We start from the raw sequence: 20,825 nt of genomic DNA, 5'->3' as shown, positions 1-20,825 counted from the left end.
GAGGGGTTACTCCTGTTCGCCGGACTCGGCGTTGGCTACGACCGGGTTGCGTGGGGTGAAGCTGGCCAGCAGGTTGTCCCAGTCCTGGTTCTGCTGGGCGCTGAAATCGGCCTGTGCGGTGGCGGAGAAGATCAGTGCACGCCCGGGGCTGACAATGAAGGCGGCCTGGCGCTGGTACAGCGGGCGGCCCTGGTTGAGGTAGTAGGCGTCGATCTGGATGCCGGGGATAGGCGCGGTGGTCGAGAGCGCGACGGCCTTGTTGCCCATGCGGCTGTAGCCACGCAGCTTGGAGGTCAGCATCTTGATCTGCCGTTCCACATACGCCTGCAGCGTTTCGTCGGGCAGCAGCGTGTCGCGAGAGATGGTGATGCTCAACGGCGCGGGCACGCTGGCACCCAAGACGAACATGTTGACCGTGCGGTCCTCGAAACCTGGCGGCAGTGCGATGCCACCTTCCTGCAACTCGTAATCCATGCGATGAAAATTCCTGATTGCGAAAAAACGTTGGGGTCAGCGCAGCGCCAGCCCATCGAGCATGAGGTCGAACTCCACCAGCCATAGACTCAGCACCGGCCTGGAGGGGTCGATCACGCAGGAAATATCCAGCCATTGCAGCGCGTTGCTGCCTTCGGTGGGCACCAGCGCACCCACCAGGCGGCCGTGCCGCGGTTCATGGCCGGCATTGAAATGAAAATCCAGGACTTTGGCCGCGCTGCCTGCCGGGTGGCAGTCACGCTGGCGAATCACGCGCAGTTGCGGGTTCGATTCGCGCAAGGCGGCGATCGCAGCCTCGAACAGCTGCTCCAGGCGCTGCCCGTCACGCGCATCGCGGCGGCGGATCTGCAGGTTGACCGGCTCGCCTTCGTGCTCGAGGGTGGTCTGGATGTCGCGAAAGCGGAAACCGGTTGGAAACTGCAGGTTGAATCCTGCAAAGGTGAACGCGCTGGCCACGTCTTGCAGCGCGACGGGCACCGGTTCCGGTTCGGGTACAGGCTCGAGCGCTTTGGCGGCTTCCGCCAACTTGGCCAGGCGTGCGGCCTCCTCTTGCGCTTCGCGCTTGGCGGAGATGCGGTCGTAGATCGAAGGTTTGTACGCCATGCTGGCCTCAGTCGTTGATCCGCACGGCGGCGCCGGTGATTTGCGTGGTGTCGGTGCTGGTGGTGACGATGACCTTGGCTTTGATCTCGATGCCTTCCGGGGTCAGGGTGATACTGCTGTCACCCACCTGAAGGATGATGTGCTGCTTGGCTGACACCTGGATGAACTGATTGTCCACCTGCAAGGTGTAAGAACCTTCCTTGACGTTGACGACGGTATCTTTCTTGATCGTTTCCGTATGCGCGCCACCGACGGTAATCGTCCGGTTGCTCCCCACATCATGGGTCTCATCCAGCTCGATCTCGGTATCCATGTTGCGCTCGGCATGCATGATGATCTGCTCGGCGCCGGCCTTGTCCTCGAAGCGGAAGAAGTTGGCCGTACCGCCGTCACCCTTCATCGACCGGGTCAGGAAGCCGCTCTGAGTCTTGTTCGCCGGCAACGCCCACGGCGGGGTATTGGTGCTGTTGTACAGGCTACCCATGATCAGCGGGCGGTCGGGGTTGCCGTCGAGGAACACCACCACCACTTCGTCTTCTACCCGCGGAATCTGGATACTGCCAAAGCCACCACTGGCACCGGACTGCGCCACACGGACCCAGCACGAACTGCAGTCATTGAACTGGCCCTGGCGGTCCCAGTGGAACTGCACCTTCACCCGGCCCAGTTCGTCGGTGAAGATTTCCTCGCCTGGCGGGCCGACCACGATGGCCGTCTGCGGGCCAGCAATGATCGGCCTGGGCGTATTGCGTTGGGGGCGAAACGCGATTTTCTTGCGCACGCACGTAAAGGTATTGAAATAGCGCGCCTGCTGGTCGCCAAGGTAGTTGTTGTAGCCTTCGCAGCTCACCTGCATCAGCAGGAACTCGCGCTGATCTACAGGCCCGCCCTGGTGGCCTGGGTGCTGCAGCAGTTCGAAACCATGCCCCGGGCGCATCGCCCGACAATTGCTGGCACCCTCGAACCGCTTGCCGGCCAGCTCCAGGCCCTCTACGCGCAAGCGCAGCAATGCTTCCCCTTCTTCCGGAGTGCTGTGGGTGTATTGGCCGGGATCGTACACTTCGAAGCGCGGCACCGCGCCTTGCTGGTTGAGGCTGTGCAGAGCCACCTGCAGGCGGTTGCGCGGCTGGCGGTAGTCGAAGGTCTGCGCGACCATGCGGCCGGGCTGCAGCTGGCGACAAGCGCGCCATTGGGTGATCGAATCGGCGGTCTCGGTGACGGCAGCACTGTGGAAACGAATCTGCGCTTGCTCCGGGAGTACATCGAGCTCGGTGGAGTCATCGCAGATGATCAGCGTGTGGCCTTCGGCGCTGTGCTCGAAGTAATAGAAAAGCCCCGCCTCTTCCAACAGACGGTGGACAAAGTTGAAGTCGCTTTCGCGGTATTGGGTAAGGTAGGTGTGGCGCTTCTGCGGGTGGTTCAGGCACAGGGCATAGGTGGCATAACCGGGGTACTGGGCGAAGACTTCGGCGAGCACTTCATCGACCGAGCGGTTCTGGAAGATGCGTGTGTCGGTACGCTGCCTGAGCATTGTCAGCCAGGGGCTCAAGGTCGCGCGGTAGCGATCCAGGGCACCATCGCTGCCCTGGCTGGCGAAATGCGTGAGGTAGCCGTTGATGAAGCGCGGGGCGGCATCGACCAATTCGATCTCAATGCTGACTTGTTGGCCGATCATCGACTTGAGCGGCATCGGCGGCGCATCGCAGATCAGCTGCAGTTCGTAGGTAAACGGCTGGGACAGCCCGTCGACGCCTGTGAAGCTTTCCAGCAGCAGCGGCTGGTCGGGGTCGGCCAGGTGGTGGAACTTGAACAGTCGACGATGCTGTGGCGACAGCCGCACCGCCATTTCCTTGATCATTGCGCTCTCTCCTTGTCGGCACGCTCGTGCGTTGAAGGGCGCAGGTTAGGTCGCTGGGCGATGGCAGCCAATGAACATGACGTTTAGACAAACCGCTATTTGTAGGACGAGACCTACAAGCAATTTCACCCCTTCTGATAACAGTGATCAGCCTGCCGGGGCCGTGCTCGCGTTGAAACGCAAAGCGAGCCAGCAATGGCGCAGGTTTTAGGCATCGGGCAGTCTGGCAAGGGCTTCGCCCTTGATCGCGGGCAAGCCCGCTCCTACAAGGGGCGGTTGAATCGGCTGGTTACAAAATTGCTGAAGAAGGGCATCGCCACCCCGGCTTGGGTTACCATACCCGGCTCCGCGAAGCCCATCCCCAAAGCCAAGCCCTGCGCTTGCCTGACTCGACACCAACAGGTCATCCATGCGTCTGTTTCATACCTCCGACTGGCACCTGGGCCAAAGCCTGCACGGCCAGGAACGCGACTTCGAACACGCCTGCTTCCTCGACTGGCTGCTCGGCCAGCTGCGCCTGCGCCAGCCCGATGCGCTGCTGATCGCCGGCGATATCTTCGACACGGTCAACCCGCCGGTCAAAGCCCAGGAGCGGCTCTACGACTTCATCGTCCAGGCCCACGAGCAGCAGCCGAAACTGGACATCGTGATGATCGCCGGCAACCACGACTCCGGCTCGCGCATCGAGCTGCCCGCCGCGCTCATGCGCCGCCTGCGTACCCACGCGCTGGGCCGGGTGCACTGGCTCGATGAAGGCCAGCTGGACGCCGAGCGTCTGCTGATCCCGCTGACCAACGGCCGTGGCAAGGTCGCCGCCTGGTGCCTGGCCCTGCCCTTCCTGCGCCCGGCGGAGGTCACCGGCCCGCAGCTGGGCGACGATTACCTGCAGGGCATCACCCAGGTGCACCAGCAACTGATCGCCGCGGCGCAGAAGAAACGCAAGAAGGACCAGGCGCTGATCGCCATCAGCCATGCGCACATGGCCGGTGGCGCGGTGTCCGAGGACTCCGAGCGCAGCCTGATCATCGGCAACGCCGAAGCCTTGCCGGCCAAGCTGTTCGACAAGGCCATCAGTTATGTCGCCCTGGGCCACCTGCACAAGCCGCAGAAGGTCAACCGCGAGGGCCGTATCCGCTACAGCGGCTCGCCGATCCCGCTGTCGTTCGCCGAAATCAACTACCCGCACCAGGTGCTGGAAGTCGAACTGCAGGGCAGCGAGCTGCTCAGCGTCGAAGCGCGCCCGGTGCCACGTGCCGTGGCCCTGCAACGCCTGGGACCTGCGCCGCTGGGCGAGCTGCTCGAACGGCTTGCCGAACTGCCGGTGATCGACTTGCTGGAGGACCCCAACCGGCAACCCTGGCTGGAAGTGCGCGTGCAGCTGGACGAGCCGCAACCCGACCTGCGCCAGCAGATCGAGGCGGCCCTGCAAGGCAAGGCTGTGCGGCTGGTGCGTATCAGCGCCGAGTATGCCGGCCGCGGTGGCCAGGATGACGACGACCAGGCCTTCGTCGAACTGTCCCAGATGACCCCGCAGGATCTGTTCAGCCGTGCCTGGGAGCAAGCCTACGGCAACCCCGTCGACGAGCAGGCCCTGGCCGACTTCGCCCTGCTGCTGCAGGACGTCCAGCTGGAAGAGGAACAGCCATGAAGATTCTCGCCATCCGCCTGAAGAACCTGGCATCGCTGGCCGGCCCGGTAGACATCGACTTCACCGCCGAACCCCTGGCCAGCGCCGGCCTGTTCGCCATCACCGGGCCGACCGGGGCCGGCAAGAGTACCTTGCTCGATGCCCTGTGCCTGGCGCTGTTCGGCACGGTACCGCGGCTCAATGACATCGGCCGCGAGGCCAAGGTGCCCGACGCCGACGGCGATATCCCCACCTCCGACCCGCGCAACCTGCTGCGCCGTGGCAGCGGCAACGGCTATGCCGAAGTCGATTTCGTCGGCATCGACGGCCACCGCTACCGGGCGCGCTGGGAAGCCAACCGCGCCCGGGACAAGGCCAACGGCAAGCTGCAGAACAGCCGCCAGAGCCTCTACGACCTGGACAGCGAACAACTGCTGGGCAGCGGCAAGAGCGAATACAAGCAGCTGATCGAAGCTCGCCTGGGGCTCAACTTCGAGCAGTTCACCCGTGCGGTGATGCTGGCGCAAAGCGAGTTCGGCGCCTTCCTCAAGGCCGACGACAAAGAGCGCAGCGAGCTGCTGGAAAAGCTCACCAATACCGCCATCTATACCCGCCTCGGCCAACGCGCCTTCAGCAAGGCGCGCGAAACCGCCGACACGCACAAGGCGCTCAATGACCGCGCCAGCCACCTGCTGCCGATGGCCACCGAAGCCCGTGCTGAACTCGACCAGCGCCTGGAGCAGGCGCAGCAGCAGTTCAAGGCCGACCAGGCGGGCGAGCGCCAGCTGGAACTGCAACGCAAGTGGCTCGAAGAGCAGTGCCGGCTGAACGTCCAGCACGCCGAGGCTGGCACTGCCCTGCAGGCCGCCGAACTCGCCTGGCAGCAACTGGCCGGGCAGCGCCTCGACCTGCAACGGCTGGAGCGCCTGGCGCCTCAGCGCCATCAATTCCACCGCCAGCAGACGCTCACCGCGCAACGGGCGCCGGTCGCCGCGCTGATCGCCGAGCAGCAGCACCAGCAGGCCGAGCTGCAAGGCCGCACGGGCGAGCTGGAGCAGGCGCTGGCGGCAACGCGCGAGGCCCTTGCACACGCTCAGGCCCGGCAGGGTGAAAATGCCCCGCGCCTGCGCCAGGCCTTCGCCGGCCAGGACAACCTGGCACGCCTTGACCAGGACCTGCTGGCCCAGCGCAGCGCCTGCCAGCAGGCCGAACAGCATGCCAGCGAAAGCCTGCAGCAACTCAAGCAGCTGGAACAAAACCAGCAGCGCAGCCTGCAGCAACTGGCCCAGATCGATACCGCGCTGACCGACAGTCAGCACCTGGCGGGGCTGGCCAATGCGTGGCAGGCCTACCTGCCGCAGCTCAAGCAAGTGATGCTGATCGGCGGCCGCCTGGCCAAGGGCCGTGAAGAGCTGCCCGGCCTGCAAGCCCAGGCCAGCCAGGCCAATGCCCAACTGCAGGCCCAGCGCGACAGCTTCGAGCTGCTGTTCCGCGAAGCCAAGGCTGAACCCCAGGCCCTGGCCGAGCAGATCGACTTGCTCGGCGAAATGCTCCAGGACAATCGCAAGCAGCAACGCGCCGTCGAAGCGCTGTCTCACCTTCACGGCCGAGCGCTGGAACTGCGCCAACAGATCGACAGCCTGGGTGAGCGTCAGCAGCAGGCCATGCAGCAACGCCAGCGACTGATCGGCGAAGGCACCACGGCCAAGGCCGAGCTGGAAGCGGCCGAGCATGCGCTCAACCTCACCCGCCAGTTGCTGGAACGCCAGCGCCTGGCGCGCAACACCAGTGTCGAAGAACTGCGCGGCCAGTTGCGCGACGGCGAGCCTTGCCCGGTCTGTGGCAGCGCCGAGCACCCGTTCCATCAGCCTGAAGCGTTGCTGCAGAGCCTGGGCCGTCATGACCAGGCTGAAGAGGACGCCGCACAGAAACAGGTCGAAGCCCTCAACGGCAAGCTGGTCGAACTGCGTACCCAGCTCGGCGTGGTCAACGCCCAGCTCAAGGACGGTCAGCAACAGCAGCTGCAACTTGGCGAGCAGCTGCAACCGCTGATGACGCAGGTGCAGGCGCACAGCCTCTGGCCTGCGCTCGCCGCCCAGGACGAAAGCGCCCGCAGCGCCTGGCTGGACAGCCAGCTGCGGCGCCTGGACGAGGAAATCGGCAAGGACGAGCAGCGCCAGAGCGCCCTGCTCGCCCTGCAAAAGGATGCCGCGCGCCTCAACCAGCAATTGCAGGCAGCACAGGATGCCCAGCAGCAGGCCCTGCGCCACCTGGAGCAACAGCATCAAGCCCTGGCCAACGATGAGCGACAGCTTGAGCAAGCACTCGCCGACCTAGCCGGCGTATTGCCAGGCGATGTGCTCAAGGCGCTGACCGACGACCCTGCCAACGCGTTCCTCGCCCTCGACCAGCAGATCGCCCAGCGCCTGCAGCAGCTTGAGCAGCGCAAGGACGAGCAGGAGGAACAACAGGCCCGCGAAATCCAGCTGGACAAGCTGCGCGACCAGCAGCAGGCACGCCAGCACAGCCTCGAGCAACTGCAGCAGCAACTGGCCAGCCTCGACGCCCAGGGTCAGCAAGCCCGGGCTGCGCTTGGCGATCTGCTGGGCGAGCATGCCAGTGCCGAGGCCTGGCAACTGCACATGGACAGCGAACTGCAGCAGGCGCGCACGCGCGAAGCAGAAACCGCCCAGCAGCTTCAGGCGTTGCGCACCCAGGATGTGCAACTGGCCAGTGAGCTCAAGGCCAATACCCAACAACAGCAGTCGCTGGAAAACGAGTGCCAGCAGCTGCAAGGCGAAATCGCCCATTGGCGCGCCGAGCACCCCGAGCTGGACGACGCCGGCCTGGATCGCCTGCTGGCCATGGACGACGCACAGCTGAGCGAGTTGCGCCAATGCCTGCAAGGCGCCGAAAAAGCCATCGAACAAGGCCGGGTCCTGCTCCAGGAGCGCCAGCAGCGGCTGCAGGAGCACGCTGCACACATGACCGTGGACGCTTCGGTCGAGGACCTTGAACAGGCCCTGGGCGAACTGCGCGAGCGCCTGACCGGCCACGAGCAGCAATGCGCCGAACTGCGCGCGCAGCAGGCCGACGACCAGCGCCGGCAGCAGGCCCACCAGGCCCTGGCGGGGGAAAGCGAGCTGGCGTACCAGCAATGGCAACGCTGGGCACGGCTGAGCACGCTGATCGGCTCGGCCTCGGGCGATGTATTCCGCAAGATCGCCCAGGGCTACAACCTCGACCTGTTGCTGCACCACGCCAACGCCCAACTGCGCCAGCTGGCACGCCGCTACCGCCTCAAGCGCGGCGGCAGCGCCCTGGGCCTGCTGGTACTGGATACCGAGATGGGCGACGAGCTGCGTTCGGTGCATTCGTTGTCCGGTGGCGAAACCTTCCTGGTTTCGCTGGCCCTGGCGCTGGGCCTGGCCTCGATGGCCTCCAGTACCTTGCGTATCGAGTCGCTGTTCATCGACGAGGGCTTCGGCAGCCTCGACCCCGAGTCGCTGCAACTGGCCATGGATGCCCTCGACGGCCTGCAGGCACAGGGCCGCAAGGTTGCGGTGATCTCCCACGTGCAGGAGATGCACGAGCGCATTCCGGTACAGATCCAGGTACGTCGGCAAGGCAATGGCCTGAGCGATGTGGAGGTGTGTGGGTGATCCTCTACTCGTTCCGCCGCTGCCCCTGGGCCATGCGCGCGCGGCTGGCGTTGCGCTACGCCGGCTGTGAGGTACGGATCTGCGAAGTGGCGATGAAGAACAAGCCGGCAGCATTGCTGGCCTTGTCGTCCAAGGGGACGGTGCCGGTGCTCGACACGGGGGACGGTGTGCTGGAAGAGAGCCTGGACATCATGCGCTGGGCGCTGCAACGGCACGACCCGCAGGACTGGCGCCTGCAGGCCGACCCTGCCGCCGCTTTGCAGGCCGATGCACTGATCGCCCGAAACGACAGCGAATTCAAGGTACAGGTGAACCTGTACAAGTATGCCGAGCGCTATCCCGAGCACTCACGGGCGCATTACCGCCAGCAGGCCGAGGCCTGGCTGGCAGTACTCGAAGGGCTGCTCGAATGCCGGCCCTACCTGCTGACCGACCACCCGAGCCTGGCCGATGCCGCCTTGCTGCCCCTGATGCGCCAGTTTGCCGGGGTCGAACCGCAGTGGTTCGCCGAGGCGGCTTATCCGCGGGTGCGGAGCTGGCTGGAGGGGTGGTTGGCTTCGGAACTGTTCACGTCAGTGATGGCTCGCTGAATTCACTGGCGCTATCGCCGCGGTTCGTCGCCACGACAAGCCGGCTCCCACACGGGTCGGTGCAGCTTTCAAGGGTGGTGCTTGCCACTCAAGGCGGCATGGAAATGGGCGCTCTGACGCAGATACTGCTCGGTATAACTGTGGGTGCTGGATGCCTTGGCGCTGTTGTCGGCATGGGCATGGGCCGGCAGCACCACGGATGCGGAAATGGCGGATGCGGCAATTACCGGGAAGAGATTGAAGTTCATCTGGGCTGACCTCGACTGCGGTGGTTTGACGTTGGCCTGTCTGGGCCTTGGGTCAAACTTACGCCGCTGAGCTCGCCTGCTGAAATTCATTGCGCTGGTAGGGACTATCACGCGTATCGATAGTCACTCGACAAACTTGAGGTCCGACGGCGCGTCCTGGGGCAGCGTCTGTACTGTCTCACCGAGCTTGCCGCTGCGCGGATCGCGGCGCATGACCACGACCTGGTTGCTCTTCTGGTTGGCCACCAACAGGAAATTGTCACTCGGGTCCAGGGCGAACTCACGCGGGTGATCGCCCTCCACCGAGCGGCGTTGCAGGAAGCTCAGCTGGCCATTCTCCGTGGCCACGCCGAACACCACGATCTCGTTGGCGGTGCCGCGATTGCTGACATACAGGAAACGCCCATCCGCCGACAGGTGCAGCCCGCCGGCAGCCTTGGCCGACGACTCCTGGCGGTCGGTCAACGGCAGGCGCTGGCGTTCGACCAGGGCATCGTCCTGGATATCGAACATGACCACCTCGGCGCTCATCTCCAGCGTCAGGTAGGCATGCTGGCCCTTGGCATCGAACAGCAGATGGCGCGGCCCGCTGCCAGGCGGCAGGTCCACCGAGGCCGGGATCGCCGGGCTCAACGGATGATCAGGGCTGGCGCCGTCGTAACGATAGATGAACACCTTGTCGGCCCCCAGGTCACAGGCGTACAGGTGCAGGCCATCGGGCGACAGTACCAGCGAATGCACATGGGCACCGGCCTGGCGCTCGGGGTTCACGCCACTGGGCTTGTGTCGCAGTTGCTGCAGCACATCCTTGAGCTTGCCGTCCTTGGCGACCGGGATCACCACCAGGCTGCCACCCGGATCGGGGGCGACGGAATAGTTGGCGACGAACAGGTAGCGCTGGTCACGGCTGAGGCTGGCATGGGTCGGCTCGTCGCCACGGGTGGCGACCTGGTTGAGCGGCTTGATCTCGCCCTTGCTGCTGACGCTGAAGCTGCTGGCGTGGCCCTGGACGGTTTCGTTGACCGCGAACAGTTGCCGCTGATCGGCCGAGAGCACCAGCCACGACGGGCTGGTGCTCTTCACCACTTGCAGTGGCTTGGGGGCGATCTGCCCGCTCTTGCTGTCGAACGCGTAGCGGTAGATGCCCTGGCTCGCGCCGTCGGTGTAACTGCCGACCAACAAGGTGGCGGCATGGGTGGTGAGGGTCAGGCTCATCAGGCTAGCGGTCAGCAGGCTCGTCCAGATCCGGTTCATCTTCGTCCTCATCCGGGGCGCTAAAGGCACTCATACAGACTAGACGATGCTCGCCTTGGGCATCGCTGAGTTGCCACTGCTCACCTGCGCCGGTGGCGGCGGCGACCTGCTCGGCGGTGAAGGACCAGCGGCGCAATTGGCGGCCGTCCATGCATTCGACTGTGAGGCCGGTTTCGTCGCAGGTGAATTCGAAGGCGTGCAGGTCGTCGATCAGCAGCATGTCGCAGGATGCGAGGGCGGTGGCGAGGGGGGACATAGGGGTACCGAGATAATATTTAGCCGGCATTATACCGGCCAGGGGCTGCTTTGCAGCTGTAGGAGCGGGCTTGCCCGCGATCGGGCCGCGAAGCGGCCCCCTTCACTCAATGGGCGAAGATCGAGCCCCCCGCCTTGCCCACCATCTTCTCCGGCTTGATCAGGAACCGCGCCAGCGCCGGCAGCAGCCACAATGCACCGAACATGTTCCACAGCAGCATGAAGGTCAGCATCAGCCCCATGTCGGCCTGGAACTTGATCGCCGAGAAGATCCAGGTGCACACACCGATGGCCAGGCACAGGCCGGTGAACAGTACCGCCTTGCCGGTCGAGCGCAGGGTTTCGTAGTACGCCTCCTGCAGCGGCAGGCCGGCACGCAGGAAGCTTTCCAGGCGGCTGTAGATGTAGATGCCGTAGTCCACACCGATGCCCACGCCCAGCGCCACCACCGGCAAGGTGGCGACCTTCACGCCGATGCCCATGAACGCCATCAGCGCGTTGCCCAGCACCGAAGTCAGCACCAGCGGCAGGACGATGCACAAGGTGGCGGCGAAGGAGCGGAAGGTGATCAGGCACATCACCGCCACGCAGATGTACACCAGCACCAGGATGGTCAGCTCGGCCGACTTGATCACCTCGTTGGTCGCTGCCTCGATTCCCGCATTACCGGCCGCCAGCAGGAACTGCAGGCCATCCTTGTTGTGGCTGTCGGCGAACGTCTTGGCCACCTGGGTGACCCGCTCCAGGGTCTCGGCCTTGTGGTCGTTGAGGAACACCAGCACCGGCGCCAGCGAGCAGTCGGCGTTGTACAGGCCGTCGGCACGGGCGATGGAGTTGTTGAGGATGTCCGGGTTGCGCGACAGGGTCTCCCATTTCAGGCTGCCCTCGTTCATGCCCTTGATCACCTGCTTGGACACGGTGACCAGGGAAATCGCCGACTGCACGCCCGGGGTGTTCTCCATGGTCCACATCAGCTCGTCGATCGGCGCCATGGTGGAGTGGATCGAGCAGCTCTCCGCCGGGGTCTTGACCATGATCACCAGCACGTCCGAGCTGGTCGAGTAATTGCTGATGATGAAGCTGTTGTCCTGGTTGTAGCGCGAGTCGCGGCGCAGTTCAGGCGCGCCCTGGTCGAGGTCGCCGATCTTCAGGTTCTGGCTGTACCACAGGCCACCGCCGAACATCATCAGGGCCAGGATCACAGACACCGGCGCCACCTTGGCACTGGCGAAGTTCGACAGCAGGCGCCAGAACGGATGCTCGCGGGTAGCGTCCTTCTTGCTGCGCTCGACGGCCTTCTTGCTGATGCCGACATAGGAAATCGCCACCGGCAAGAGGATCAGGTTGGTAAAGACGATCACCGCCACGCCGATCGAGGCGCCGATGGCCAGTTCGCGGATCACGCCGATGTCGATGATCAGCAAGGTGATGAAGCCCACCGCGTCGGCCAGGATGGCGATCATCCCCGGCAGGAACAGCTGGCGGAAGGTGCGCCGGGCAGCGGTCAGGGCATTGTCGGCGTCACTCGACTGCAAGGCGATGCCGTTGATCTTCTGCACCCCGTGGGAGATGCCGATGGCGAAGATCAGGAATGGCACCAGCATCGAGTATGGGTCCAGGCCGAAGCCTACCGCATGCATCAGGCCCAGCTGCCAGACCACCGCCACCAGGGTGGTGATCAGCACGGCGATGGTGCTGCGGATGCACCAGGTGAACCAGTACAGCAGGATCCAGGTGATGACCAGGGCCACGCCGAAGAACATCGCCACCATCACCAGGCCGTCGATCAGGTCGCCAACTTTCTTGGCGAAACCGACGATGTGGATCTTCACGTTGGGGTTCTGCACCTGGAACTTGTCGCGGATCTGCGCTTCGAGCTGGTGGGAGAACTTCTGGTAGTCGAGCTTGACCTGCCTGCCCGGGTCCTGCGGGTCGGGGAAGCTTTCCAGCAGCGGGATGTCGACGATGCTGGACTTGAAGTTGTTGCCCACCAGGCGCCCGACCTGGCCGGACTTGAGCACGTTGTCGCGCAACGTATCGAGGCTCTGCGCCGAGCCGTTGTAGGTGTTGGGGATCACCTCGCCACCGGAGAAGCCCTCCTCGGTGACCTCGCTCCAACGCACGCTCGGGCTCCACAGCGACTTGAGGCCGGCGCGGTCGACACCCGGGATGTAGAACACCTCGTCATGGATCTGCCGCAGGGTCTCCATGTAGTCCTTGTCGAAGATATCGCCGTTCACCGCCTCGACCGAGATGCGCACGGTGTTGCCGAGGTTGGCCAGGTCGTTGCGGTGCTCCATCATCTGTTCGATGAACGGGTGCTCCAGCGGGATCATCTTCTCGAAGCTGGTCGAAGGGCGGATCTGCGTGGCCTGCCAGAACAGGAAAATGCTGACCAGCACGCACAGGGCGATGACCACCGGGCGGTTGTTGAAGATCAGGCGCTCCAGCAGCGTGGCCTTGTCCTGGTGATGCGGGTGCATGGTGATGCTCTCCCTGCTGGTCATGGACGTGGCTCCTTGTCGGTCGGCTCGGCACCTTCGGCGGTGGCCAGGTGTACACCTCCCTGCCCTACCAGCAGCAGGCCACCGTTGGCCAGGCCGCTGGCACCGGCCAGCGCGATGCGGTCGGCGCGGTTGTAGACGCTGAAGGTCTGCCCGTCGTCATGGCTGCGCAGCACGCTGCCGCCATTGCCGACCAGTACCAGGCTGCCATCATCGAGTAGCGTAGCGCTCGCCAGGCCGAATTCGAGGGTGCCGCGCGCCGCCTTGAGCGCGATCGGTTGCCAGCTGTCGCCAAAATCGGTGGAGCGGAACAGGTTGCCGCGCAGGCCGTAGGCCAGCAGCGTGCGGGCATGGGCGGTACCGATCACACCGAACAGCGAGCCCTCGTAGGGGCTTTCGACCTTGGCCCAGGTCTGGCCGTTGTCGCTGGAGCGGTACAGGCTGCCCTGCTCGCCAACGATGAACAGCCCGGCGTCCTTGACCACGGCAATGCCGTTGAGGTGCAACTGGTCGGGGTTGTCCAGGCGCTCGCTGACGTCCTGCCAGTGCTGGCCGCCATCGGCGGTTTCCAGCAAGGCGCCGTAGGCACCCACGGCAATGCCCTGCTGGGCGTCGAGGAAGGCGATATCGAGCAATGGCGCTTCACGGCCAAGGTCTTCGAACTGCTTGGTCCAGGTTGCCCCGCCGTCGCTGCTGGTGAGGATCTGCGCGTCGTGACCGACCGCCCAGCCGCGCTTGTCGTCGAGGAAGAACACGGCGGTGAGCAGTTGCCGGGTAGGTACGCGGGCCTGGGTCCAGGTCTTGCCCTGGTCGTCGGAGAACAGGATGTGGCCGCGATCACCGACCACCACCAGGCGCTGGCCGGCATGGGCGGCATCGATCAGCAGGCTCTGGCTGGCCTTGGCCGACTCGCTCGAATACTCCTCGGCAGCGGCCGCTTGCGCGATGTCGGCCCACATGCCCAGTGCCAGCGCCAGCATCGCGCCAGCCGCCAACGGCCAGGCACCACGCCTGGCCTGCGACATTACCCGTTCCCTCATGACCGCCCCCGTTTGTTCTTGTTTAGTGGGTCTTTGCTACTGCGAAAAGCCTGTGGTAGAGGCCTGCAATAGCTGGGGTCATCGTATCGGCGGGGGTTGGGGGATTTCAACGCGCGCTGCGTTATGTTTTGTTAACCAAAAGAATGGGGCCGCTGTGCGGCCCCACTGGCTATCAAGCCAGACTCTTGCTCACCACTTCATAGACATCGCTGGACAGCGCACCCGAAGCCAGGATCCGCTCCAGCTCACCCTTCATCAGCGCCTGACGCGCATCGTCATACTTGCGCCAGCGGGTCAGCGGCGCCAGTTGACGCGAAGCGATCTGCGGGTTCAGCGCATTCAGTTCGATCACCAGGTCCGCCAGGAAGCGATACCCCGAACCATCGGCAGCATGGAAGTTGACCAGGTTCTGCCCGGCAAAGGCACCGATCAATGCCCGCACCTTGTTCGGGTTCTTCAGGGTGAACGCCGGGTGCTGCATCAACGCCTTGACCCGTGCCAGCCCGCCCGGCAACGCACTGGCTGCCTGCACGCTGAACCACTGGTCCATGACCAGCGGGTTGTCCTTGAAGTGCTCGGCAAAGCTTTCCAGCGCCTTGGCGCGCTCGGCTTCGAACGGCGAGTTGACCAGCACGGCCAGCGCCGTCAGGCGTTCGGTCATGTTGTCGCACTGGTCGAATTGCTCCAGGGTCGCTTGCAGCACCTGCGGCTTGCCGCTCTGCATCAGGTACGACAAGGCGATGTTCTGCAGGCTGCGGCGGGCGAAGTGCTCGGCCGCGGCAACGTAAGGCGTGTTGCGCGACACTTCGCGGTTGGCCTGGTAGCGCGCCCACAGGGCCTCGAACAGCTGCTCGGCGATCTGCTGGCGGGCGAACTCGCGGGCGGCGTGGATGGCATCGACGTCCGCCACCTGGCTGATCTCGGTGAGGTACGCCTCACCCGGCAGCGAAAGCATCTCGGCGACCATGGCAGCGTCCAGCGCGGCATTGCCCAGCACGGTGCCCAAGGCAGTGATCAGGCGCTGATCGAGCTTCAGCGCTTCACCGCGCTGGTGCTGGCCGATCAGCTCCTGCAGCACCTGCACCGACAACTGCTGCCCCGCTTCCCAGCGGTTGAAGCCGTCGCTGTCATGCTGCATGAGGAACATCAGCTGGTCGCGGTCGTAGGGGAAGCTCAGCTTCACCGGCGCGCTGAAACCGCGCAGCAGCGAGGGCAACGGTTTGGCCGTGATGCCCTCGAAGGTGAAGGTCTGCTCGGCTTCGGTCACCGACAGTACGCGGCTGCTGCCGACGGCGGCCGACTCGCCCGCCAGGCGCAGCGGCAGGTCATTGCCCTGGGCATCCAGCAGGCCCAGCTCCACCGGGATCACGAACGGCAGCTTCTCGCCCTTGTCAGGGGTTGCCGGGCAGCTCTGGCGGAAGCTCAGGCTGTAGGTCTGCGCGGCGGCATCAAAGGCTTCGCTGACCTCCAGCCGCGGCGTGCCAGCCTGGCTGTACCAGCGCTTGAACTGGGTCAGGTCGACGCCGTTGGCGTCTTCCATGGCTTTGATGAAGTCGTCGGTGGTCACCGCCTGGCCATCATGGCGCTCGAAGTACAGGTCGCTGCCTTTGCGAAAGCCCTCGGCGCCCAGCAGAGTGCGGACCATGCGCACCACTTCGGCACCCTTCTCGTACACGGTCAGGGTGTAGAAGTTGGAGATCTCGATGAAGCTGTCCGGGCGCACCGGGTGGGCCATGGGGCCGGCATCTTCGGCGAACTGGTGGGTACGCAGGTAGGCAACGTCTTCGATGCGCTTGACTGTGCGCGAGTTCATGTCGGCGCTGAACTCGGCATCACGGAACACCGTGAAGCCTTCCTTGAGCGACAGCTGGAACCAGTCACGGCAGGTCACGCGGTTGCCCGACCAGTTGTGGAAGTACTCGTGGGCAACCACGCCTTCGACCCGCTGGTGAGCAGCATCGGTGGCGGTTTCGGCGCGGGCCAGCACGCAGCTGGAGTTGAAGATGTTCAGGCCCTTATTTTCCATGGCGCCCATGTTGAAGTCGTTGACCGCGACGATCATGAAGATGTCCAGGTCGTACTCGCGACCGTAGACCTCTTCATCCCAACGCATGGACTTCTTCAGGCTGACCATGGCGTGGTCGCACTTGTCGATGTTCTCGGGCTCGACGTAGATGCGCAGGGTCACGTCGCGGCCGGACTGGCGAGTGAAACTGTCTTCCACGCACCAGAGGTCACCGGCCACCAGGGCAAACAGGTAGGCCGGTTTCATGAACGGGTCTTCCCAGGTCGCCCAGTGGCGGCCGTCTTCGGCCGGACCACTGCCGATCGGGTTGCCGTTGGACAGCAGCACCGGGTAGCGGTGCTGCTCGGCGATCACCGTGGTGGTGAAGGTGCTCATCACGTCCGGGCGGTCGAGGTAGTAGGTGATCTTGCGGAAACCCTCGGCTTCGCACTGGGTGCAGAACATCTTGCCGGACTTGTACAGGCCTTCCAGTGCAGTGTTGCTCTCCGGATGGATCTTCACGCTGGTGTCGAGGGTGAAGCGCTCGGCCTTGGGCTGCACCGTCAGGCTGTCGGCCTCGAGCTGGTAGTCGCTTGCCTGCAGTTGCTGATCGTCCAGCGCGGCGCGCAGCAGTTCGATCTGCTGACCGTCGAGCACCAGCGGCGGCAGGCCGGCACCGCGTGCCGGGTTGCGACGCATGACCAGTTGCGCATGGACCAGGGTGTGGTCCTCGAACAGCTCGAAGGTCAGGTGCGTCTCGTCGATCAGGTACTCGGGCGCCTGGTAGTCCTTGAGGTAGATCACTCGCGGTTGTTCGGTACGCATGTGCAGGTCCTTTTTACTGGAGCACGGCCAACTGGTAGGCCGTGTACTTGCGAATGTTGATCACGCCGGTGTCGAAGATCAGGTACTGGCCCTTGATGCCCAGCAGCGTACCTTCCACCACCGGGTCCTTGTCGAGGTTGAAGCTGACGATCTTCTTCGGGTAGGCCTCGACCGGGTATTTCATCTCGACCACTTCGGCGTCCGGCAGCGGCTGGATCGCCTGCAGGCCGAAGCGCCCCTGCAACTCGCGCAGGCCGTCGGCGCAGGCGTCGAAGATCTGTTCGCGGATGGCCACCAGGTCGAGCACTTCGGCGTCGCCCTTGAGCAGCGCGCGCCAGTTGGTGCGGTCTGGCACCTGGCTGCGCAGCACGTCTTCGACCAGACCCGACTGCTGGCGGGTAGCCACGCGCATGATCGGCAGCGCCTGGCTGGCGCCCTGGTCGAGCCAGCGGGTGGGCAACTGGGTGGCGCGGGTGATGCCGACCTTGATCCCCGACGAGTTGGCCAGGTAGACCACGTGGTCGGTCATGCAGAACTGTTCGCCCCAGGACGGCTCACGGCAGGTGCCGGCGTCATAGTGGCAGCGTTCCGGGGCCATGATGCACACGTCGCACTGGGCCAGCCTGGTCATGCACGGGTAGCAGTAACCCTGACTGAAGCTGGTCTTGGTGCGCTTGCCGCAATGGCTGCAATGGATGGCGCCAAGGTATTCCAGGCGCAGGCGCTGGCCGATCATCGGGTTGACCGGCACCTGGGTGTCATCCAGACGGAAGCTGTACTGCACCAGCGGTGCTTCCAGGCTGACCGCCATCTTGCTCAAAGAGCCACGAGCGAGTTCGATCAATGTACCGAGTCCGATTTGAACAGAATGTTGGCGATCGGCGCGGATTTCGAGGCGCACTCCTGCGGGCCCATGTAACCGGTGCGCTGGTCTTCGGGAAGGTTCTGCATCTCCCAGGCGATCACGGCCTGCAGCGACAGCTCCTTCTGCTCGGGCGTGAGCTTGCGGCCATCGGACCATTTGCCGATTTCCACGGCCGTTTTCAGGCTCTGGTAGATTTCCGGGGTGATGTTTTCGATCATTTGCGCGAACGTGGACATAGCGTCTCCTAAATCAAGCGGACAGTTTACGCCGGGCCAGCGCCCCGCCCAAGAGGCCTGTCAGGCATCCGATGAGCAACCCGCCGACGTGGGCGGCGTTGGCGATCTGGCCGAAGCCGAGCTGGCCGACCACACCGGTCAGGCAGATGACCAGCCAGATGAGCATCATCACCAGCACGCCCTTTGGCAGGCTGAAGAAGCGGTTGGGCGCCAGCCACTGGTACAGCCAGACATGGCCGAGCAAGCCGTACAGCACACCGGACAGGCCACCGAACAGGCTCGGGCCGCTGGTGTAGTGCTGGGCAAGGTTCGACACCAGGCTGAACAGCAGGGTCAGGCCCAGCAGCATCCAGGGGCCCTGGCGCAGTTCGATGCGTTTGCCCAGCTCCCAGTACCACAGGCCGTTCATCGCCAGGTGCAAGACGCCGAAGTGCAGCAGCATCGGCGACACCAGGCGCCACCACTGGCCTTCGGCGAGCCCCTGGGCCAACGGGGTGAAGTGCAGGTACTCGCCCTGGACGCGGTAGTCGAGGAAGGTGAACCAGCTGATGGTGACGAGGTTGTCGCCCAGGCTGGTGAGGCCGGCGACGATCAGGCAGAGGAACAGGATGAAGGCAGTGACCTTGCAGGCTTTTGCCTGTTCGGCCAGGGTTGGGCCTTTCGCCGGCAAGCCGGCTCCCACAGCGTCGGTGGCGGCTTCGATGTCAGCATTTCCGTCGGGGTAGCGCTGGTACAACTGGAGCACGTCCGCGGCAATCGTATCGGGGGCCCAGAGCACTTGCACCTCGCCCTCTTCGCTGACCCGGTGCGGCACCTGCAGGCGCTGCAGCAGGTGGACGAAGCCGCTGAGGTCGACCGACAGCGGCAGGCGCATCACTTCGACGATATTCATTGGTTGGCCTGCGGTCGTTCGACGTCGACCCAGACGAACTTGTGCGGGTCGATGCGGGTTTCATCATCCAGCCGATAGGCCGCCAGCTTGCCGTACAGCACCGCGCTGTAGTCCAGGCAGGCCAGGTTGCCGCGGATCGGCGCCGGGCGGCCGCTGCGCCAGTAATGGCCGACGAACAGCATCGGCTCGTCCTCGGCATAGCGCAGCAGGGCGTTCTTCTCGGTGTGACTCAGGGGCGTACGCGCCACCTCGTCGGGCAGCGCATCGGGCTGGAAGACGATGTCGCCGTAGGTTTGCGGGTCTTCTTCCCAGAACTTGGTGCGGAAGAAGGCACGGGTCAGACCGTCGCCGCCGGTCAGCGTGAGGCCATCGGGCAAGCGCATGTCGGTGCCGCGCAGCAGGCGGTTGCAGACGGTGGCGGCGAAGCTGCCGGACACCGCCGAGGCCTGGATGAAATGCTCGTCGATGCGCCCGTCGGGGTACTGCTGGCGCAACGGCTCGATCAGCCGAGGGTCCCAGCAGGCATGCACCAGGCGGAAGCGCCCGGCGTCGACGAACAGTGGCATGTCGTAGAACCACTGGATGAAGTCGTGCCAGTCGCCAGGGTGCTGGGCGAACTGGGTCAGGGTCTCATCGATCAGGCGGGCATGGCGGGGCGTGTGCTCGCGCACGAAGGACTTGCCGCTGCCGGGCAGCGCCGGGGTGACCCAGCCCAGGGCGTTGTATTCGTGGTTGCCCATGATGCAAAACGCCTGGCCGGCCTCGACCATGTCGTGGACGATGTGCAGCGCCTCACGGATGCGCGGGCCGCGGTCGACGATGTCGCCGAGGAACAGCGCCTGGCGCCGCGGGTGGCGCCAGACGCCGCCGACACGCTTGTAGCCGAGGGCGTCGAGCAGGCGTTCCAGGGTCAATGCACAGCCGTGCACGTCGCCGATGATGTCGAAACTTCGCGCCGGATCGAGCATCAGTCGTCCCTGCCCCCCAGGCGGCTGCCCCAGCCGAGCTTGGTGCGGCAAACCTCGTAGTAATTGTGGTCCAGCGGGTGGATCAGGCGCAGCTTCTGCGGTTTCTTGCTCACCGTGATGGTGTCGCCCGGGGCGCAGGTGAAGTGGTTCTGGCCGTCACAGGACACCTGCGGGTAGATCTGCAGGTCCTTGGACACCACGATCTTCAGCTCGCTGTTGCCATCCACCACGATCGGCCGGCCCGACAAGGTGTGCGGGTACATCGGCACGATGACGATGGCGTCGAGCTTGGGATGCATGATCGGCCCACCGGCCGACAGGGCGTAGGCGGTCGAGCCGGTCGGGGTGGCGACGATCAGGCCGTCGGCCTTCTGGCTGCAGACGAACTGGCCGTCGATGTAGATCTCGAATTCGATCATCCGCGTCGACTTGCCCGGGTGCAGGACCACGTCGTTGAGCGCATCGCCCTGGCCGATGGCCTCGTTGTGGCGACGCACCTCGGCCTGCAGCAGGAAGCGGTTTTCCACCAGGTAATGGCCGTCGAGCACCTCGGCGACCTTCTCTTCCAGCTCGTCGGGGCGGATGTCGGTGAGGAAACCCAGGTTGCCGCGGTTGATGCCCAGCACCGGAATGTTGTGTCGGGCCAGGGCGCGGGCGGCGCCGAGCAGGCTGCCGTCGCCGCCGACCACGATGACCAGGTCGCAGACCTCGCCCAGCAGCTTGCGCGTGGAGGTCTGCAGGCCATGGCCTGGCAGCACTTCGGCGATGGTGTCCTCGAGGATCACGTGGAGGTGGCGCTCGAGGAGGAATTTTTTCAGTCGGCGAATGGTGTCGAGCACCTGGGAGCTGCCAAGGCGGCCGATGATACCGATATTGCGAAATTGCTCCATGGGGCTCC

General features: G+C 64.6%; 17 protein-coding genes. 3 read left to right on the top strand and 14 right to left on the bottom strand.

Annotation, left to right across the window (positions count from 1 at the left end; genetic code table 11):
* Positions 1-6 precede the first annotated feature (6 nt).
* Genes PPL01S_RS16185 through tssI form a run of 3 tightly spaced genes read right to left on the bottom strand, consistent with a single transcriptional unit; the run spans position 7 to position 2,956 of the window.
* Positions 7-474, bottom strand: a complete 468-nt coding sequence (locus PPL01S_RS16185) for a DcrB-related protein (RefSeq protein ID WP_016393014.1) — start codon at positions 472-474, stop codon at positions 7-9.
* A 36-nt stretch (positions 475-510) separates the two neighbouring features.
* On the bottom strand, positions 511-1,098 hold the full coding sequence (locus tag PPL01S_RS16180) for a hypothetical protein (RefSeq protein ID WP_028626049.1): 588 nt from the start codon (positions 1,096-1,098) through the stop codon (positions 511-513).
* Between the two features lie 7 nt (positions 1,099-1,105).
* Complete coding sequence (tssI, locus tag PPL01S_RS16175; RefSeq protein WP_028626048.1) at positions 1,106-2,956, bottom strand: type VI secretion system tip protein TssI/VgrG; 1,851 nt, start codon at positions 2,954-2,956, stop codon at positions 1,106-1,108.
* Between the two features lie 409 nt (positions 2,957-3,365).
* Between tssI and PPL01S_RS16170 the strand changes: the two genes are divergently transcribed.
* The 3 genes from PPL01S_RS16170 to PPL01S_RS16160 are packed head-to-tail and all read left to right on the top strand — an operon-like array spanning position 3,366 to position 8,835.
* A complete protein-coding gene (locus tag PPL01S_RS16170) occupies positions 3,366-4,604 on the top strand; it encodes an exonuclease SbcCD subunit D C-terminal domain-containing protein (RefSeq protein WP_016393010.1) in 1,239 nt (412 codons plus the stop codon).
* Entirely contained in the window at positions 4,601-8,245 is a 3,645-nt protein-coding gene (locus PPL01S_RS16165; RefSeq protein ID WP_016393009.1) for an AAA family ATPase, read from the top strand. Before PPL01S_RS16170 ends, PPL01S_RS16165 begins: the two co-directional genes overlap by 4 nt.
* Entirely contained in the window at positions 8,242-8,835 is a 594-nt protein-coding gene (locus PPL01S_RS16160) for a glutathione S-transferase (RefSeq protein ID WP_028626047.1), read from the top strand. Before PPL01S_RS16165 ends, PPL01S_RS16160 begins: the two co-directional genes overlap by 4 nt.
* A 68-nt stretch (positions 8,836-8,903) precedes the next feature.
* Here the strand turns inward: PPL01S_RS16160 and PPL01S_RS16155 are convergent, their stop codons facing one another.
* From PPL01S_RS16155 to PPL01S_RS16105, 11 genes are all read right to left on the bottom strand, one after another.
* Entirely contained in the window at positions 8,904-9,083 is a 180-nt protein-coding gene (locus PPL01S_RS16155) for a hypothetical protein (RefSeq protein WP_016393007.1), read from the bottom strand.
* A gap of 123 nt (positions 9,084-9,206) precedes the next feature.
* A complete protein-coding gene (locus PPL01S_RS16150) occupies positions 9,207-10,337 on the bottom strand; it encodes a lactonase family protein (protein WP_028626046.1) in 1,131 nt (376 codons plus the stop codon).
* Positions 10,303-10,593, bottom strand: a complete 291-nt coding sequence (locus tag PPL01S_RS16145; protein WP_028626045.1) for a DUF5629 family protein — start codon at positions 10,591-10,593, stop codon at positions 10,303-10,305. Before PPL01S_RS16145 ends, PPL01S_RS16150 begins: the two co-directional genes overlap by 35 nt.
* A gap of 106 nt (positions 10,594-10,699) precedes the next feature.
* Positions 10,700-13,075 (bottom strand): efflux RND transporter permease subunit, encoded by a 2,376-nt coding sequence (locus tag PPL01S_RS16140; protein WP_033743746.1) that lies wholly within the window; start codon positions 13,073-13,075, stop codon positions 10,700-10,702.
* Between the two features lie 20 nt (positions 13,076-13,095).
* A complete protein-coding gene (locus tag PPL01S_RS16135) occupies positions 13,096-14,121 on the bottom strand; it encodes a YCF48-related protein (protein ID WP_016393003.1) in 1,026 nt (341 codons plus the stop codon).
* Between the two features lie 187 nt (positions 14,122-14,308).
* Complete coding sequence (pepN, locus tag PPL01S_RS16130; RefSeq protein WP_016393002.1) at positions 14,309-16,966, bottom strand: aminopeptidase N; 2,658 nt, start codon at positions 16,964-16,966, stop codon at positions 14,309-14,311.
* 13 nt (positions 16,967-16,979) lie between these two features.
* On the bottom strand, positions 16,980-17,810 hold the full coding sequence (locus PPL01S_RS16125) for a DUF2797 domain-containing protein (protein WP_016393001.1): 831 nt from the start codon (positions 17,808-17,810) through the stop codon (positions 16,980-16,982).
* Positions 17,807-18,067 carry a YeaC family protein gene (locus PPL01S_RS16120; protein WP_016393000.1) on the bottom strand — a complete coding sequence of 87 codons (261 nt, stop codon included), beginning with the start codon at positions 18,065-18,067 and terminating at the stop codon, positions 17,807-17,809. Before PPL01S_RS16120 ends, PPL01S_RS16125 begins: the two co-directional genes overlap by 4 nt.
* Before the next feature lie 13 nt (positions 18,068-18,080).
* Positions 18,081-18,959 carry a rhomboid family intramembrane serine protease gene (locus PPL01S_RS16115; RefSeq protein ID WP_016392999.1) on the bottom strand — a complete coding sequence of 293 codons (879 nt, stop codon included), beginning with the start codon at positions 18,957-18,959 and terminating at the stop codon, positions 18,081-18,083.
* Positions 18,956-19,927, bottom strand: a complete 972-nt coding sequence (locus PPL01S_RS16110; protein WP_028626042.1) for a metallophosphoesterase — start codon at positions 19,925-19,927, stop codon at positions 18,956-18,958. Before PPL01S_RS16110 ends, PPL01S_RS16115 begins: the two co-directional genes overlap by 4 nt.
* Positions 19,927-20,817, bottom strand: coding sequence for an NAD(+) kinase (locus PPL01S_RS16105; RefSeq protein WP_011532967.1), 891 nt, complete (start codon positions 20,815-20,817; stop codon positions 19,927-19,929). The genes PPL01S_RS16110 and PPL01S_RS16105 overlap by 1 nt, the downstream gene beginning before the upstream one ends.
* Positions 20,818-20,825: the final 8 nt, after the last annotated feature.

Source organism: Pseudomonas plecoglossicida NBRC 103162 = DSM 15088 (assembly GCF_000730665.1).
GTDB lineage: Bacteria > Pseudomonadota > Gammaproteobacteria > Pseudomonadales > Pseudomonadaceae > Aquipseudomonas > Aquipseudomonas plecoglossicida.
The sequence above is the reverse complement of the archived record's forward strand: the minus strand, read 5'-3'. Positions and strand labels throughout refer to the sequence as shown.

Bases quoted from the DNA above. Each gene is read 5' to 3' on its own strand.
- tssI (WP_028626048.1), bottom strand. From the start codon at position 2,956: ATGATCAAGGAAATGGCGGTGCGGCTGTCGCCACAGCATCGTCGACTG.
- PPL01S_RS16115 (WP_016392999.1), bottom strand. From the start codon at position 18,959: ATGAATATCGTCGAAGTGATGCGCCTGCCGCTGTCGGTCGACCTCAGC.
- pepN (WP_016393002.1), bottom strand. From the start codon at position 16,966: ATGCGTACCGAACAACCGCGAGTGATCTACCTCAAGGACTACCAGGCG.
- PPL01S_RS16180 (WP_028626049.1), bottom strand. From the start codon at position 1,098: ATGGCGTACAAACCTTCGATCTACGACCGCATCTCCGCCAAGCGCGAA.
- PPL01S_RS16155 (WP_016393007.1), bottom strand. From the start codon at position 9,083: ATGAACTTCAATCTCTTCCCGGTAATTGCCGCATCCGCCATTTCCGCA.
- PPL01S_RS16135 (WP_016393003.1), bottom strand. From the start codon at position 14,121: ATGTCGCAGGCCAGGCGTGGTGCCTGGCCGTTGGCGGCTGGCGCGATG.
- PPL01S_RS16165 (WP_016393009.1), top strand. From the start codon at position 4,601: ATGAAGATTCTCGCCATCCGCCTGAAGAACCTGGCATCGCTGGCCGGC.
- PPL01S_RS16145 (WP_028626045.1), bottom strand. From the start codon at position 10,593: ATGTCCCCCCTCGCCACCGCCCTCGCATCCTGCGACATGCTGCTGATC.
- PPL01S_RS16120 (WP_016393000.1), bottom strand. From the start codon at position 18,067: ATGTCCACGTTCGCGCAAATGATCGAAAACATCACCCCGGAAATCTAC.
- PPL01S_RS16105 (WP_011532967.1), bottom strand. From the start codon at position 20,817: ATGGAGCAATTTCGCAATATCGGTATCATCGGCCGCCTTGGCAGCTCC.
- PPL01S_RS16185 (WP_016393014.1), bottom strand. From the start codon at position 474: ATGGATTACGAGTTGCAGGAAGGTGGCATCGCACTGCCGCCAGGTTTC.
- PPL01S_RS16140 (WP_033743746.1), bottom strand. From the start codon at position 13,075: ATGCACCCGCATCACCAGGACAAGGCCACGCTGCTGGAGCGCCTGATC.
- PPL01S_RS16170 (WP_016393010.1), top strand. From the start codon at position 3,366: ATGCGTCTGTTTCATACCTCCGACTGGCACCTGGGCCAAAGCCTGCAC.
- PPL01S_RS16150 (WP_028626046.1), bottom strand. From the start codon at position 10,337: ATGAACCGGATCTGGACGAGCCTGCTGACCGCTAGCCTGATGAGCCTG.
- PPL01S_RS16110 (WP_028626042.1), bottom strand. From the start codon at position 19,927: ATGCTCGATCCGGCGCGAAGTTTCGACATCATCGGCGACGTGCACGGC.